This window comes from Solibacillus silvestris (assembly GCF_051967575.1).
In the GTDB taxonomy this organism is placed as follows: domain Bacteria; phylum Bacillota; class Bacilli; order Bacillales_A; family Planococcaceae; genus Solibacillus; species Solibacillus silvestris_B.
In genome coordinates this window covers 1-16,488 of record NZ_JBQCJW010000049.1, presented here as the reverse complement: position 1 = coordinate 16,488, position 16,488 = coordinate 1, and the positions used below count along the sequence as shown (strand labels likewise).

The window sequence follows — 16,488 nt, the reverse complement described above, 5'->3', positions numbered from 1 at the left end:
CTGAAAAAAATTTCAGTTAGCTGGCCGTTCGTCGTGCGTACCGTGAAGGTGCGCTATTTTTTATATTTCGGGCTTACGAAAAAAGAACGGATTCCTGCTGGAGATTCGTTCTTCTCATTAAACTGACCCGTAACTATACAATTGATGATTTTAGGATGTTCATTTCTTTTCTACCCGATAATAACCTCTGTAAAATATTGAGTTCTTCGGTTTAGTCAAAATTAAACAGGAGTTGATAATATCAGAAGAAGATATCCATAGCAAAATTGATTTCATACTTCCTGATGCAAATCCATTTATTAATCCCCGCCCCCGCCGCAGCTTGAGCAGGAACTGCCAGATGAGCAGGAACTATCGGATGTGCAGGAGAGGCAGAAGCTTGCGGACCCGCAACTAGTGCAACTTGATGAGCTGCTGCTGCTAATTTTCATATAACTTGAAAACTCATCATAATGAAAATAAGAAACCGAAATGAAAGGCACGAGCATTGCGTTGTAGTTTTGCTCGGCTTTGCTTTTTTTCATCATATTCCGAATAGTATTTTTGTCATGATTTTTCACTCTATTAGCTGTCTTTTTCATGGATGAAATAAGCGCGAGGATAGTAGTCATATACTGGCCATCACTCTTAAAATAAATGTCTATCAGTTCATCTTCGCTTAATTGTTTAAATTCATCTATGATGTTTGGATGTACAGGGTTTCTGAAAAAGCCATTATAAAGACGGATGTTCTCCTTTCTTATATAAAAAAGCTCAGCATACACCCAGTCAAAAAATCCGCGTAAATCCGGATCAGGTTCCACATTAATATTTGGGCTATGATGAAGTGTTGTTCCTAAATATTTTTTTGAAAACTCATCATATTCACGGGTAAACATGAGCATCTGATGCCATAGTTCATCTACTTTCTCACTGAACATTGGCGACTCTTTTAAAAGGGATGTCAATATGAAGTAACGTTTCAAATCCATGAGACGCCACTCGTACTCATACTCTTTTAGCCTGTTCTCCCTCCGTACCCGCTCTTCCACATTTTCCAGAAAACTATTACTAAGAGATTGCTCCAGATTATCGCTTAACTTTTTTAATCCTTTCATCCGTTTTACCTCTAATAATTTTGGCGGTAAACCAAATTTAAATGAGCGTTTTTTACGTATAAATAAAATTACACAAATAAAAACTGCAAGCAGGAGTAACCACTTCATCTAATCCCCCCGTTCTTAATTAAATGCGTTTCAATAGGAATGAATACAAAAAGAGAGCCCATGTAGATGAAAGCTCTCGACTTCCGATCATAATTGAGCCACTTGCAATTGTTTAGCTAACATTGTCTGTACCGGAGGCAAAAAATACAGATGATCCACTGCAATCGATAAACTGTATGATGTTAATGTTAACAAATTCTAACAACTCCCTCAAATATTCGCAAACAAAATAGCCGTGCCGCAAAATCCGACCATAACAAGATTTCCGAAACAGCTAGTTTAAATCTATTTCACTAGTTTTAACTATGCGACAGCATATGGGGAACAGGCTAGTTTAAGTGATTGGCCTAAAACCTTCATTAATTATCAAGTAAAGGTATGAGATATTTCCTGATTAACTCAATTCTATCTTTGGCCCGTGGCATAAAACTTGAAGCAATAGCAATAACATATTGTTTATCAGGAATGACAAAAACCGCATTTCCACCATCCCCCAATGCTGCATATCCATTATACTCACCTTCATCAATAATCCACCATAAGTAACCAAACAAAAGCATACCCCAACTACTCTTCGCTTTAATACTATCTTTAACCCACCGCGAGGAAATAATTTGTTTTCCTTTCCACAAACCATTATTCAAATATAACTGTCCAATACTAGCCATATCCCGAGTTGTTAATGCGAGCCCCCAGCCTGCAGTGTTTACCCCTTTAGGATCCACAACCCATCCGTTAACATATTTATCTTTAAGAAATGCTAAATATTCTTCCTTATTATTAATATCTTTATTATGAGGCACTTTTATTTCAAGCGGTCCAAAAAGATTTTCATCAGCAAAGTCAGTGACTGTTTGCCCTGTTGCATTTTCAATAATCCCAGCCAAAATTTGCATACCGACAGTAGTGTACTTAAACTCTCCAATACTACCTTTACCGCCTAACAAATCCAATGCCGCTTTTGTCCAATCATCACTTGTATATACCTTCGTATATGGCTCACTTTTGTATTTATACGGTGCTGTCATTGTCAGCAAATTCTTTATCGTAACATTTTGAATCGTTTTTTCTCCACGCTTGATTTTATAATCCGGAAAGAAGTCCAATACACGTTGTTCAACATTGCTAATATAACCTTTATCGATAGCTATCCCTATAAGAGCAGATGTAATGCTCTTTGTTACCGAAGCAATGTGAACCGTATCATTTTGGCTGTATCCATTAAAATACTGCTCATATTCCATATTCCCATTTTTCAAAACAACAATCCCTGTAATATTGTTGTATTCATTATTTATAAGACGCTCTATTCGCTCCAACCTATCGCCTCCTCATCCATAAGATAATTTGATATAAAAATTTTTTCAATAGCTATTTTTCTCAAGCTAGCCATTCCACATCTAATAATTTATATTGATTTATCCAGGATAAAACAGCAAAAACAGGCTTTTAGAAATATTAGACCGTTTCTAAAATGCCTGCTTTTTATTTAACACTATTCATATATAGTAACTTCACCGATACATAATATTGGAAATGCATTTGGCAATATGAGGATACCGGAAGTTTATTGTACAGGCTGTGTTCCACTTCTTCGTTAGTTTAACTATATCCTTTTTCCAACTTAACTTAAGATAGTCAATTATGATTAATGGATTCCTCAATTCGATCCAACCATTCTGTTACTAAATGATTAAAAAGTTGTGGTTGTTCAATTTGCAGATTGTGGCCCGCTTTATCTAAAGTAGCAAATGTCCCCCTTGGATACTTATTTATTAATTCCAGTGCATCTTTGTATCCAACAGAAGAGTCTTGTCTCCCTAAGAGAAATACACTAGGTTTATTAAAATCAGTCTGATCAATTTCAAAAGTAAAACTATATTTTTTCTTTACCTTATTTAGAAACTCTTCATCTCCAACCTTACACCCACTTAAAATTTCTTCGTTGTACCTTAACCATGTATATTCATCAAGTACAACATTATTGTTCCTAAAATCATCTAATTCTTCCTTTGATAATTTTTTAATAAATCTATCATCTGTTTTCAATATTTTATGTTTTTCAACTGTTCTTTTTTCTGGGGAAGGAATAATAACAGGACAAATAAAAGCTGCTCCAAGCACCTTTTCTTTTTGCTTTTGAATGATGCCCCTAGTTATATAGCCACCATAAGACTCTCCTGCAATTATGTATTCTTGATTAGGAATTACAGCTCGAATAAATTCTAAAACTGCTTCCAGCATTTCATCAGAACTAGTAATGTCATGATAATTTTTTGTTAATCCCATACCCGGTAGATCAATATAAATGCGTCTCCACCCATCCGTCTTTTTAAATATAGGTTCCATACATCCAGTCATTAATCTATGATCGGGAGAATAACCGTGAATCATCAAGATTGGTATACCCTCCCCAAACTCGTCATAATATATTTCTGCTTGACGAACTTTACAGAATGCCATATTCAATCCCTCCTTCTTAAATAACAAAATTTTTTAAGGTGATAAAAAAAGTTCTTACGTTATCTTACTTTTAACCCCAATGACTAGCTATGTTACTTCAGCCGCCCGGCAAAAAGATTTTACCCGTTCAAAATCTTACTTCTTAGTTAGAATATATAGTTGTATATGGAGGGGGCCTACAATGTTATCCAATATCTTCTTGTTAATTTTTGATCACCTGGATCTAGGCGTTTATCCTCCAATATGCCACCGTTATTTTCGATTACTCCAATAGAAGCAATATTATCATCTGTGCATGTTATAAGCACCTTATCTAATCGAAAGCTCTTTGCTTCGATTAAAGCGAGTTGCAGCATTAATGTGCCTAATCCTTGACGTCTTTTGCTCGGTGCAATTGAATAGCCGATATGACCGATATAATTCAATAAGTATTCATTTAATTCTTTTCGGAAATTTAGCATTCCGACAATTGTATTATTTGTAGTATCGACTGCAATATACTGCTCTGCTGGCATCCAACCTTCCTGCACAGTATCCCAATGCCGATTTTTTTCAACTTGGCTAAGCCAATTTTCAATACTATTTGCTAAAATAAGCTCAGAACTGCCTTCAATTCCATTTGGACTGTATGGAAATTCTTCTCTATAAGCTTCTATTTGTGATTTATGCGCTAGCGTTGGTGCAATAAGCTGAATAGTTGACATTCACATCTCTCCTCCCCCTCTGATTTTAACATGTTTTTCCATATCATAAAAACCAGAAAGCCATTAATAAAAAACTTGGCAACTATATCGTAGTCAAAAGCATTTTAAAATAATTATGATTTACGCCAAGGAAAAGGCTGTACTTCATTTAACGGTTTCAAAATAATCTCCTTCGCTCCCGTAAAAATGGAACTTCAACTTGAATGTTTAAGTAAACGGACGTTTTGTTGTTATTTAAAAAGAAAGGATATTTAACTTTGAATACCCTTTCCCACACTCTAAGCAAATACATTGAGCAGAGTATTAGGGAAATTTTAGTAGTATTTCATTTTCCCATTCCTATTTAGAGTATAATAAAAGTAAATAATGGAATAATTTGATTTTTTAAATGTACTGATATTAAGGAGGAAAGGGGAGTAAATATGAGGAAAGTAATTTTAATCGTATTGGCATTGGTGCTCTGTTCTGCATCAATTGCTTCCGCAAAAGAGGAGCTGTCGGCACCTTCAGGGATTCCTTATACTGAACTAAAGGACCGTGTTGAGGAATATGCTTCTAACTATATCGGGAAATCTGCAGCAGGAGCAAATGTGCTGATTGTGAAGGACGGTAAAATTTTCATGAATACGTCCTATGGCTATGCAGATGTTGAAAATCAGATAAAAGTCACTCCAGATACTGTTTTTGAATGGGGTTCTGTTACGAAGCTTTTAGTATGGACCAGTGTGATGCAGCTTGTAGAGCAGGGAAAGCTGGAATTGACTGAAGATATCCGTGCGTATTTGCCGGACGGTTTTTTAACAAAACAGCAATTTGAAGCCCCCATCACGATGCTGAACCTTATGCACCATGATGCTGGGTGGGAAGAGAAATTTACAGATTTATTTTATATGTCGGCAAATGAAATAAAGCCCTTGGAAGAGATGCTTCACATTACCGAGCCTTATCAAGTGCATGAACCGGGAAGTGTAGTTTCCTATTCGAACTTTGGCGTAGCACTCGCCGGCTTTATTGTAGAACAGCTGGCAGCACAGCCATTTTATGAATATGTAAATGAACATATATTTTCTGTTTTGGATATGAGGGATACAGCGATTCACCCTACACAGGAAGATAATTCAAATGTATCAGCAAATAGGGATGCAATCTTTGGATATATTGTCGGCAGCGACGGTGAATTCAGTATTTCAAAAAATGAACGTGCCTTTATCGGTTTGTATCCAGCTGGCAGTGCAATTGGCACAATAGAGGATGCAGCGAAATTTATGATGGCCCTTATGCCGGCAGATGGCGAGGATAGTCCATTATTTCAAAACAATCATACATTGGAGGAAATGCTGACGACAACTGATTTCTATGATGATGGCTTACCGCGGAATTCGCATGGCTTTTGGGAAGGGCTATATACCGTAAATGTATTGGAGCACGCGGGAAATACGGAAAGTTTTTCTAGCAATTTCACCTTTTCTGCCGAAGAGAAGCTGGGTGTAATTGTCATGACCAATCAGATGGCTGAAGCAGGACTGAGCTATGGATTGCCGACACTTCTGTACGGGGAATATTCTGCTGCAAATGGCAATCAAACACTGCCAAATGCGAAGGAGCTTGAAGGAAGCTACACTATGGCAAGGCTGCCCCATAAAGGCTTTACAAAACTGTACGGGGCGCTAAGCATTGGGAAACTTGAAGCGGAAGCACAAAATAAATTCAATATTTTTGGAATGACATTCGAACAGATCGCTCCTTATCTTTATAAATCTACAGATGATTTTAAAGTAAATTTTCACGTTACGATGAATGGTGGCAAAGTGGAAAAGATTTCAATGCCGACAAGCGATATTCTGCCTGCCTCTCAAAATATGAAATTTTTTAATATATTCAGCATCGTATCGGTAGCTTTCAGCGGGCTATATATGCTCATTTTTTTACTGATCGCGTTAATTAAAACGATTAAGAATCGTAAAAAGGCAACTCGTGTTCCATTCATTGGAAAATGGGAAATCCTCTTATTTTTTGCGAATATTATCCCTGTTATAAATGTAATTGTTTTAGCTTACAGAACATTGAATTATGCTTCTTATACATCCTTAAAAATCCACTTTTGGGTGAATTACGCATATATCGCTATAATAGTGATCTGTCTAGTTGCCTTATTAATCGATTGGAGGAAATTGACGTCAACACGTGGAAAAAAAATTCGCTATGCCTTTTCCTTTCTCCCGTCACTGTTGCTTGTCATCCTAATTTTCGGCTGGGAGCTTTATTATTAATTTAATTCTTGGTTTTGCAGTTCCCGCTTAAAGAAGATAATCACGAAACCGTTCAGTTGGCCAGGTGCTGTTATAAAAGAACCTGGCCGTTCATTTTATTTAGTTCCCTATAATTTTTAAGCACTTAAAAACGTTCCATAGTAAGATCGGTATTTACGGATACTGCAGCTTTATTCCCCTTGGCGGCTGAAATCATCAATGAAGAGGGTCTGGATTTTTCCGTTTCCCCTGCAATATATATATTTTTTTGCGTTGTTCTGCCAACACCATCCGTTATCACTTTTCCGTCTTCATGCACTTCACAACCAAGCTTCTCCGCAAACTGATTTGGGCGATAATAAATTGGAGCTACAAATCCTCTTGATCTTATCAGTGTTTCCCCTGTTTCAAATTCGATTTTTTCAAGATAACCATCATTACCTAGCAAGTTTTTTATTGGCTCGCCTATTATTTTGATATTGCGCTTTTGCAGCTCTGTCGCACCTTCTTCGGATAGTTGCAGTCCATTCGTCAAAACGGCCAAATCCTGCGACCAATTATATACTAATTTGGCCAGATGGAGTGCATGCTCTTCTTTTTCAGCAATGACAACCAATGGCTGATCCCGCTGCTCCCATCCATCGCAATATGGGCAGCTAAACAGGCTTTTCCCATAAAAATCCCTTATGCCCGGTATAGAAAACACCTCTTGTATACCGGTTGCTAATAAAATTTTTTCAGTAGTATATTCCTGGCCATTGGACGTTTTGACAGTAAATCTCTCATTGCCTTTATCCTTGATTATTTCAGAAACTGTTGCATTAAAATAAGATACTGACGGATAATTCCGCAGTTCCTTCAACCCTATTTCTTTTAATTCCTGTGGCTTTATCCCATCGCGGGTAATAAAACCATGTGCCTCTCGTGTCGCTTGATTCCTGTTCGTCCCATCATCGAATAAAGCAATTTTCCTTCTGGCTCTCCCTAAAGTCAAGCTGGCACTTAACCCGGATGGACCTCCTCCTATAACAATACAATCAAGGGCATTCATTTTCTGCCTCCCTATATTTTCGTTCATATTTGAATTGTTGTTTGCAAAATAGAATAAAATCCTTTATACCCTGTCTTGATTATTTTGAACCAAAAGCTATGGAGTATTCTTTAGGAATTAAGCTAAAAGGAAAATTTGAAAGGCTTTGTTTTGGGATTCGCCATATGACCCCAAATAGTCAAATACGGAATCTCCTTTTAAATTTTTGCAGCAGCTCACATACGAAATAGTCCCCAAATATATACAGTAGAGGTAGCTTTAAAAAAAACACTTTATCGTTATTAATAAAGCAGCCATTTCCCCTATCAAATTATTCATTTTAATTCCAACGAAGCAGATGCTGAATATTTCATATGTCCATCAACTTAACTTCTTTCAGGTATCGGTTGTTTATGATGAGGCTCTTTACTTTGTCCATTGTTTTCGGTCCTATAGGTACTCCGCCTTTTCTATTCAGCAAAATCCATCTAAGACACGCTAACGCTTCGAACGCTTCAAGCTCTTCCCGTTCAACGCTATTCCCGGATAAATATGCGGAACTAAACAGTTGCGCATTCCGATCAGAAATATATATTTTCATTAAAATAAGTGCCCATGCAAAATCGTATACAGGGTCGCCTAATTGCCCGTTCGTCCAATCTATTACGGTATACCGGTCATTAGCCTCCAATATGTTTCCTATATGGTAATCGCCATGGATAATACACTCTTGTTTCATTACAGTTATTTCAGCAAGGGAACATAACACATTAAATATGTCTTCGTGTTCCCTGACTCCGGGAAAGAAGTAGTCAATGAAATCGTACTTTGGAATATTTATGTTTCCGTTTTTTTCAATGTCGATTCGATGTATTGCTGATAATATGTTCGCAATTTCAATCACTTTCCTCTTATTCAGTTTACGAACGGGCATACCTCCAAAACTTGTTAGCAACACCTTATCGCCATTTGGATTTATGCCCCAACCAACTGGCTTAGAGACTGATATTCCTTGTTCAAAAAAGATATTTAACAAATCGTACTGGAAACGAACATCAGGTTTTGAATGTTTACTCCATACTTTCAGCACAAAGCTTTCTGTATCTGAGCTTATTTTTATTACTTCAGCTTCAAATCCATGATCCATTGAGTGTGTTACCAAGGCAGCTCCCTCATTTAATAAATCACCCAAAATTTCACTTTTTCCAATCCACTCTATATTGCTTAAAGGGCTAGACATTGAATGCACATCCTTTCTGATTATTGTAAATTTTCCTTTTCATATATCTATATTAATGGAATTTGAATTCCCCTCCAATAGTTGTGAATCAATTTTAAATCGCAGTAGGAACATAAATCCAGCAAACGACCACCGCACAATATGCGGGAAATATGTCGCAACACATAGGTTACGGGTAGTTTTTAAGAGCTTAAAACATGAAAAAGGGCATCCAAGATCGGATAGACGACTTTGGATGCCTCTTAATTTCCACTGAATAAACTAGCTTACTTTTATTCCTCTGTTGTTTCTGTTGTTGTAGTATCTTCTGCAGCTACAGTAGGAGGAGGAGTCAAAGCAAAAAGAGTAGGAACTTGTGCAGCTGCTCCTGTACCTAATGTGATTTGCTGAACTTGCAAAACTTTTAAAGTAAGGTCCAGCACAATTTTTTCACGCAAAGTGTGGAATGATCCATCATGATATGTGGAGTGTGGTGAAAAATCAAGTTCATAGAAATTGGCAGCAACTAACTCCCCATATGGCTGCTCATTGTACTTCACAAGGTTTTGGAAGAAATATTTATCTAAACGAGCGTCCATTTGAGTTTTTTCGTTAAGGAAATTAGCTTCTGCATTCTCCGAAATACCAATGATTGGAGCGCTAAAGAAATCAGTACCTGCTAATTCTGCAAAACCTGTAAACCGAACATTTGCAATTCGATCTTGGAGCGGTGCATTGTATTCTGCGGAAGCATATTCAATATTTTTGCGAATATGCCCTGAGACAAATAATTTAGCTCTTGTTACTCTGAAATAATCAGTGCCAGGAATTCGGGTAAATGCTACTGGTACTAGTTTTACTTGATCTAAAAATACATGTTTTTTTACTCGTTTAATTTCGGTAGCTGGCGGATATAGGGAAATATCTGACTCAACAACAATTTGAAGAGTTCTTTCTGCAAGTACTACTGGAATTTTAAAGAAAGCAGTTTGAGTTGTCGGAACTAAAGTGACAGGTGCATCAGAAACAGGAATTTGTTGATGTGATTTAACCCCAAAATCTTCTTGTTTACAATTTTTAGCTTGCTTCGCGTAGCTATCGTTCATTGAATAGCCATCATTTTTTGAATAATTTTGTTCCGTCATTATTTAAACCTCCTTTTCATTTATTGTTAGAGTTAAACTCTACACTCTTAACATATGGATTAATGAAATTAGGGTTTAGGCAAGTAAAATAGTCATCTGATTCATTTTCAGAAAACATTTATATGACATATAAGTTACAAAAATTCCTGCAAGCTGCGAAAAGACAAAGCCTGTCCCCCTTACTACCACAAAAAAGCTACTCAATTTTATTTCGAGTAGCAATCCAGCTCAACATATTGTTCCTGCATGAAATGAATATACAATTGAGCGACACCATTAACTTGAAGATATTTCCCCTTTGAATTTAGTTCCTGATGCCATACAAAATTAATTTGATTTAATAGACTACGAATGGGTTCTGCGAATTTTTGGTAATATTCATAATGGAAACTGGGATCATATTCATGCTGAGATTGGAACATAAATTCACTTTGGCTGCCATGAGGAGAATCAGGTACTGTTAGCCAGTTAATATTTGCCGTTTTTGACCATGGAATAGAGACTTTCAATGATTGAATTTTATTTTCCAAAGCTTTGTTGCTAAATTCAATTTCTGCAACGAATTCACCTTTTAGAAAGACTGACTTTGAAGCTAATACAACTTTACAATCAAGCGATTGGATGGTCCATTCTACTTTTACGATATTATCAAGAGGCATTAACAAATCAATTGTTTCAACAATATCTATATCTGTTTCTAATCTACACAGCAATACTTCCATCTTGACAGTTGTTTTTTTTTTCTTTTCGACAGACACGATAAAATGGGTGTTTTCCTGAACAAACCGCCCATGGTCAACTTCCTTCAAACACGCTCTGTTAAATGGTTCATTTCTGTTAATGCAATACTTTCTTTTCTTATCCTTTTTAAAGGAAGGTTTTTTTTCACACAAGTGAATTTCATCGTTGGGAGTGTCGGTATCTTCTCTTTCTTGTGAATGTAAATATTTCTTTTGTTGTGATGAATCATGCTTGCCATCAATATTATATTCTTTTTCATTATTATTTTTTTCATGAGTAGAAGGAAATTCATCGTCAACAGGTGAGTTTTTTTCCTGTACTAGCAACTCATTACTATCACTTTGCACAAAGTGAATTTTCTCAACTTTAGGTAAATCCTTTATTTTATCTGATTTTGCCTCTTTCAAGTTTGTGAATGAACTTTGTTGCTTTTTTTCCAGTAACTCATCGTTTTCCGAAAGCATGGTGAAGAATTTATTTTCAATAGTGTTGTTATTTTTATTCAACGTTTCAGTATCTTCTTCATTCATGTAAATGCACTGCTTCCCTTCCTGCAATTCATCGCTTTCTGAAAGCATGGTGAAGAATTTATTTTCAGTAGTGTCGTTGTTTTCTTCCAACGATTCAGCATCTTCTTCATTCATGTAAATATACCGCTTCTCTTCCTGCAACTCATCGCTTTCTGAAAGCATGGTGAGAAATTTATCTTCAATAGTGTCGTTGTTTTCATTCAATAATTCAATATCCTTTCCTTCAGATACTGAATGATTGTCACGCTCATCTAGCATGGAACGAAATTCATCAAATAGCATTTCGAAATTTTCATTTTTCGCATGAACATTTATGGATGTACTTTCATTCGAATTTAAAATGGAATCATTCTCAACTTTGTCTTCTTGAAGTGTTGCAAATCCTTCATTTTTAGAAGAAGTATCATCCAGCATATGAGAAAATTCCTTAATTAAAGCGGAAACTACTTCTTTCTTGTCCATTTTTTCATTTTTCGGGTTTTTGCTTTGAGCATTACTAAATGCTAACTCATCTATCGGCTCCTCATTCACAGGTTTTTGTATCGAATCAACTTTTGGTGGTGAAAACATAACTGGTTTTGATTCGGTTATTTTCTCTAATTGATGATTTATATAGATGGGATGTTTTATTGTATTGTCATATTGACTATTTTTCTGATTTTGTCTGATTTCCTTCTGCTCGAATCCTCCCTTATTGCTTAAAGAGAAATGAATGCTTTGGGGGGTAGTAGGATTTCTATAATAATCATAAACCTTCTCTTGATATGAGCCGGAGTCTACAAATGGATTTTGAAAATTATTCATCGCTTTTGAAAGGAATGCTCATAAACATCCCCTCCATTCCCCTCCTTAAGAAAAGCTAAAGATTTCTTATTACTCCATTAAATAATGAGATCAAAAATTTCCTTGCTTGAGGTTAAGTATTATAATTCAGCTGGAAATATTGGAATTTATTAAATCCTTAACAAAAGTCATCACAATCGTCATTTGTTGTTGAAGACACACGGATTTGTTGGTTTTGAAGTACTTTTAAAGTAATATCAACGACCATCTTTTCTTCAACTTGAGTAAAGACACCTTCACCAATAGGAGCATCCTTTAACAAATCAGTTCGATCAATTGCTTCATCCCATTCAATAATATTACTTGAAACTAACTCGCAAAATGGTAATTCATTGTAATATTGAGTGGAGTTTTGGTGAAATTGAGAAAGATCGCTTGATAGAAATTCATCTTTTTCCGGAAAACCGCTTGGCAATGATTCCGAAATTAAGAAATCGAACTCACTCCGTTTGTTGATTGAAGGCTGGACAGGTTTTCTCAAATAATGTTTGATTTCCGTTACGCAACTAAAAGGAACATCAACCGTTAAGGAATTTATACTTGAAGAAAGGGTTTTTAAATTACACTCAGGCTCTGTCATTGGGCTCGCATATTGAATATTTTTTCGCACAAACCCTTTTACAAATAATTTGTCTGTTGGCAGAAGCAATCTGCATTGCACTAATTTAATCTGTTTTTTGACATCTTTTATTTCCAAGACAGGCTTCGGAAATTTAATACAGGCATCTAAATTTGCTTGTAGAGTGAGTTCAGCTAATACAACAGGAACTTTTGTATATATTTTCCCAATACTTACATTGGGTTTATGAGGTTTATTTTCACACTCATTTAAGCTTAATGGAAAGTTACATACATCATTTTTTTTATCTTCGTACATCTTGCCCCTCCTAAATATCAATTAGTGCATCATATGCGGGGTAAATGCCTACTCTTTGGGCGGTTGCCTAAAATCATATTAAGCATGAAATTAAAAAGTACAGGCACGTGTGGGCTATTGTTTTGCATACAATTGAAAAGAGAGGTGAGTGAAAACATGGAAGGAAAGAACTTTCTTGCGGTTGATTGCGGGAATAGCTGGTATAAAGCTCTGTCATGCAATGATGGATATTATCGGGATTACCAAATACCAAACGCAATCTCTTTATACGATGAAGAATTCCATGAAAAACCCTATGATGAGGGAGATATCAAATTTGAAGAAAGTCTTATAGTTGAACTCAAAAGTCATGCCATTATTGATAAAAGGGAAATATTCTATATTGGTAAGGCAGCAACTAAACAACGTGATGTAAGTTTAACCGGATTTAATAATCAGAAGGTCGACGAAGACCGCACTTATATTCTCTTATTTGGTTTGGCTGCATTTCATGCCATTTGCGTAAGTCCTGAGGAAACCGAAATACACTATCATATCGATCAGTTAGCGGTATCACTGCCAACTACTCAATATAAGGAAATGAAAGAAAAGTTTAGACAACGGTTATTAGGGACACATACAATCATTTTCCGCAAGGTACCCGGTGTTTCAGAACCAAAGGAATTATCAGTTAAATTGTATGTAAAAGATGTCATTATCGGTGCGGAAGGTGCTTGTGCTTACATTGGGTTAACACGAGATCAGGAGACATTAGGTGTCAAAGATGATGTGCTCGTTAAGGATTCACAGAAAGGGATTATTATTGGAGATCTTGGTGGAGATTCAGTTGATTTTGTTGGGATCAAGAATAATAAACCGGTTGCTTCTGTAGAAGGGGAAACATTTGGTGTTAATCAATTCCTCGATAATATTATTCAAAAGGTAAGTAAAAATGAATTATATAAATTTGATTCACGCGCTGAATTAGAAGAAAAACTAGCTGCCGGACAATCAGAATGGTATGTGGAGCCTTTTGCAGGTGTTCGAAAAGATATAAGCAAATATATTATCCCACAATTAAAATCACTGGCCATAAAGTACTTGGAACATTTTGATCGAATCAGAAGCAGTTCAAATGAAATTAAAGGAGCCACAAGATATATTGCAGTCGGGGGAGCTGCCAAACTAGCACAGAAGCAAATCCAGGAAGTTGCCGTTCGATGGGCTGATAGAGGTCGACCAATTCAATTAACCTTCCCCGAAGATATGGAAAAATTAAACGTTCATGGCTTGATGATCCTTGCAAAAATGAAACAAATAAAAGCAGAACAAGAAAATGAAAACCTAATCTCTGTGAGAAATTAGAGGATGATGGAAATGTCTAAATTATATACAGATTACATCAATCAGACAGCACTAACAGTCCCGCCCCGTTTTATCGATGTTAAAAGTGGTGAGACACTGGAGGTTTCAACAGAAATCTTTAATCAAATCGAATACCATACCGAAAATCAGACCCTCATTCATTTAATATTATCAGCTCTTAATGAATACTTTCATCCGATTAAAAAAAGGCAGCCAAATGAAGATATTTTAACAGAATTAGTCCAGATCAAAAAAATGCTGCAAAGACATCAAATGAATAATGCATATGTACGCATGCCAAAGAAAATGGCATTGGCAAAAACAACCGATTTAGATTTAAAGGATGTCGATAATATTCTGGAAGTTTTCGGAGGGTGAATTATATAGGTGAACTGTGGGGTGAGTTCACCTATTATGACTTTAAAGATTTTACAATCGTACAGCAGGCAAAGTGGAAACAGCACAGAAGCAGGATAAATCAACATTAATGCAAATCCCTGTTTTCATTAGATCGTCAACATATTGATGATTGATTTGATCACAGGGGCTATGAATCTTTCCGCATCGATCTCTTCTTGGTTTAAATGTTAAAAGTTCTAATTCAGCGCAATTATCTTTCAAATCCCTAATTTTGAAAATAAAACTAGTAATACATACGAATTTTTTATCCTTCATCCCTACTGGACAAGCAGTTACTCCTTCACCTTTAAATGGTTCACACCCACAATACAGAATAATCGGAATTGTATTTTTGCTAAATTTTTTATGCTCTTTCTCTTCTAAACGTTCTTCAAACGATTCATCACATGAAGAACATTTCTTGTCGTGCTCTTTCTCAACTTTCCTTTGTGCTTTTAAAATTGCTTCAAGAATTTCTTCGACACAAGCGCCTTTATGTTTGCCCTTTTGGCAATTGCCTTTGCAATGTCCTTCTTCTTTGTATGTTGGAAAATATTCCTCATTATAACTGCTCTCTTTTTCATGGTTATACATGTCCTTCCCTCCAGATAAATAATAATTATTCCTTTTATCATATGGGACGGGAAAATGTTGTGCTTGAACACTTTGCCTATTAAGAGGAAATTTGAATGATTATAAATAAATTTGGTTTGTCCACTATCCCCAATGGCGAACAAGTTTCACAGTAATCTGAAGATCGCTATATAAAATTACCGGGTACTGTTTTCCTCTATAAAAAGCCCTGAACAAAACACATGACTTGTCAATTGTTGACTAATCAACTAAAATAAAATCTGCTCCAATTTCAATAAAGAAGGGTGAAAACGATGACTCAACAAAAAACAGCTTTAGAAAAATTAATGGAAGAACGCAAATCGGTGCGCAAATATGAGCCGGATGTTACGATTCCTCGTGAGACAATTCAACATATTTTACAGCAAGCAACATCCGCTCCATCATCGAGCAACTTACAATCCTGGCGCTTCCTTGTTATTGATGATCAAGAGCAAAAGAAAGAATTACGCATCGCTGGATTTAATCAGGAGCAAATCGAAACATCGTCGGCGATTATTGCCGTAATAGGCGATAATGAAATGTATAAAAATGCTAAGCAAATAAATGATTTAAATGTTGAGCTAGGCTATATGCCACGTGATATCGCTGACATGATGATTGCCAATTCTGAAACTATGTACAGCAATTTATCAGATATTGAACGAACTAATATTGCGCATTTAGATGCAGGTTTAATCTCTATGCAAGTTGTACTTTTAGCGAAGGATATGGGCTATGACACAGTAATAATGGGCGGCTTTGATAAAGCGGCATTCGCTAAAAAATATGAGCTGCCTGCCAATGAGCTGCCGATGATTTTAATCGCTATCGGCAAGCCAGCCATGCCGGCACGTAATTCATCACGTTTACCATTCGAACAAATTATCCGTTTTTCCAGCTAAGTGAATTACAGGAAAATTTTCCTGGCATGTGATGGATGACCTTTATTTCGAATGCAATAGTCATATGGTGTTTCATATAATGCATAATTTTATTATACTTTATCCAAATGAACGGAAATGCTACCATATAGGGATACCTAAACGATGGATGTAATATAGAGTCATGGACATAATCGAGCTAAGTTAGTAAAATAACTTATATGAGAGGACGTGTCCGACATG

At 36.1% G+C, this 16,488-nt stretch carries 14 protein-coding genes and 1 pseudogene; 4 read left to right on the top strand and 11 right to left on the bottom strand.

Going from position 1 to position 16,488, the window contains the following annotated elements:
• Positions 1-159: 159 nt before the first annotated feature.
• From ACTHOQ_RS17975 to ACTHOQ_RS17955, 5 genes and pseudogenes are all read right to left on the bottom strand, one after another.
• Positions 160-303 (bottom strand): annotated as a pseudogene (locus tag ACTHOQ_RS17975) (DUF3267 domain-containing protein); the annotation flags it as partial.
• Complete coding sequence (locus tag ACTHOQ_RS17970) at positions 300-1,205, bottom strand: UCP032817 domain-containing protein (RefSeq protein ID WP_440497514.1); 906 nt, start codon at positions 1,203-1,205, stop codon at positions 300-302. The gene ACTHOQ_RS17970 and the pseudogene ACTHOQ_RS17975, both read right to left, overlap by 4 nt.
• Before the next feature lie 359 nt (positions 1,206-1,564).
• Complete coding sequence (locus ACTHOQ_RS17965; protein WP_440497513.1) at positions 1,565-2,524, bottom strand: serine hydrolase domain-containing protein; 960 nt, start codon at positions 2,522-2,524, stop codon at positions 1,565-1,567.
• Between the two features lie 319 nt (positions 2,525-2,843).
• Positions 2,844-3,668 carry an alpha/beta fold hydrolase gene (locus ACTHOQ_RS17960; RefSeq protein WP_440497512.1) on the bottom strand — a complete coding sequence of 275 codons (825 nt, stop codon included), beginning with the start codon at positions 3,666-3,668 and terminating at the stop codon, positions 2,844-2,846.
• 176 nt (positions 3,669-3,844) lie between these two features.
• Positions 3,845-4,372 (bottom strand): GNAT family N-acetyltransferase, encoded by a 528-nt coding sequence (locus ACTHOQ_RS17955; RefSeq protein WP_440497511.1) that lies wholly within the window; start codon positions 4,370-4,372, stop codon positions 3,845-3,847.
• A gap of 422 nt (positions 4,373-4,794) precedes the next feature.
• Between ACTHOQ_RS17955 and ACTHOQ_RS17950 the strand changes: the two genes are divergently transcribed.
• Positions 4,795-6,642, top strand: a complete 1,848-nt coding sequence (locus tag ACTHOQ_RS17950) for a serine hydrolase domain-containing protein (protein ID WP_440497510.1) — start codon at positions 4,795-4,797, stop codon at positions 6,640-6,642.
• Between the two features lie 124 nt (positions 6,643-6,766).
• Here the strand turns inward: ACTHOQ_RS17950 and ACTHOQ_RS17945 are convergent, their stop codons facing one another.
• From ACTHOQ_RS17945 to ACTHOQ_RS17925, 5 genes are all read right to left on the bottom strand, one after another.
• Positions 6,767-7,672 (bottom strand): NAD(P)/FAD-dependent oxidoreductase, encoded by a 906-nt coding sequence (locus ACTHOQ_RS17945; RefSeq protein ID WP_440497509.1) that lies wholly within the window; start codon positions 7,670-7,672, stop codon positions 6,767-6,769.
• A 349-nt stretch (positions 7,673-8,021) separates the two neighbouring features.
• Positions 8,022-8,891 (bottom strand): aminoglycoside phosphotransferase family protein, encoded by an 870-nt coding sequence (locus ACTHOQ_RS17940; RefSeq protein WP_440497507.1) that lies wholly within the window; start codon positions 8,889-8,891, stop codon positions 8,022-8,024.
• A gap of 272 nt (positions 8,892-9,163) precedes the next feature.
• Positions 9,164-9,976, bottom strand: coding sequence for a CsxC family protein (locus tag ACTHOQ_RS17935; protein ID WP_440497515.1), 813 nt, complete (start codon positions 9,974-9,976; stop codon positions 9,164-9,166).
• A gap of 245 nt (positions 9,977-10,221) precedes the next feature.
• The gene (locus tag ACTHOQ_RS17930; protein ID WP_440497506.1) at positions 10,222-12,090 is read right to left on the bottom strand and encodes a hypothetical protein; all 1,869 of its coding nucleotides are present in this window, start codon (positions 12,088-12,090) and stop codon (positions 10,222-10,224) included.
• A gap of 157 nt (positions 12,091-12,247) precedes the next feature.
• Positions 12,248-13,006 carry a CsxC family protein gene (locus tag ACTHOQ_RS17925; protein WP_440497505.1) on the bottom strand — a complete coding sequence of 253 codons (759 nt, stop codon included), beginning with the start codon at positions 13,004-13,006 and terminating at the stop codon, positions 12,248-12,250.
• A gap of 156 nt (positions 13,007-13,162) precedes the next feature.
• On the opposite strand from ACTHOQ_RS17925, the gene ACTHOQ_RS17920 reads away from it, so the two are divergent.
• Together ACTHOQ_RS17920 and ACTHOQ_RS17915 are read left to right on the top strand one after the other, a co-directional pair.
• On the top strand, positions 13,163-14,350 hold the full coding sequence (locus tag ACTHOQ_RS17920) for a ParM/StbA family protein (protein ID WP_440497504.1): 1,188 nt from the start codon (positions 13,163-13,165) through the stop codon (positions 14,348-14,350).
• Positions 14,351-14,362: 12 nt separating this feature from the next.
• A complete protein-coding gene (locus ACTHOQ_RS17915) occupies positions 14,363-14,728 on the top strand; it encodes a dehydrogenase (protein ID WP_440497502.1) in 366 nt (121 codons plus the stop codon).
• 51 nt (positions 14,729-14,779) lie between these two features.
• On the opposite strand, the gene ACTHOQ_RS17910 is transcribed toward ACTHOQ_RS17915, so the two are convergent.
• A complete protein-coding gene (locus tag ACTHOQ_RS17910) occupies positions 14,780-15,343 on the bottom strand; it encodes a CotY/CotZ family spore coat protein (protein ID WP_440497501.1) in 564 nt (187 codons plus the stop codon).
• Positions 15,344-15,636: 293 nt separating this feature from the next.
• Here ACTHOQ_RS17910 and ACTHOQ_RS17905 point away from each other — a divergent pair, with 293 nt between their 5' ends.
• The gene (locus ACTHOQ_RS17905) at positions 15,637-16,266 is read left to right on the top strand and encodes a nitroreductase family protein (RefSeq protein ID WP_440497500.1); all 630 of its coding nucleotides are present in this window, start codon (positions 15,637-15,639) and stop codon (positions 16,264-16,266) included.
• The last annotated feature ends 222 nt before the right edge of the window (positions 16,267-16,488 follow it).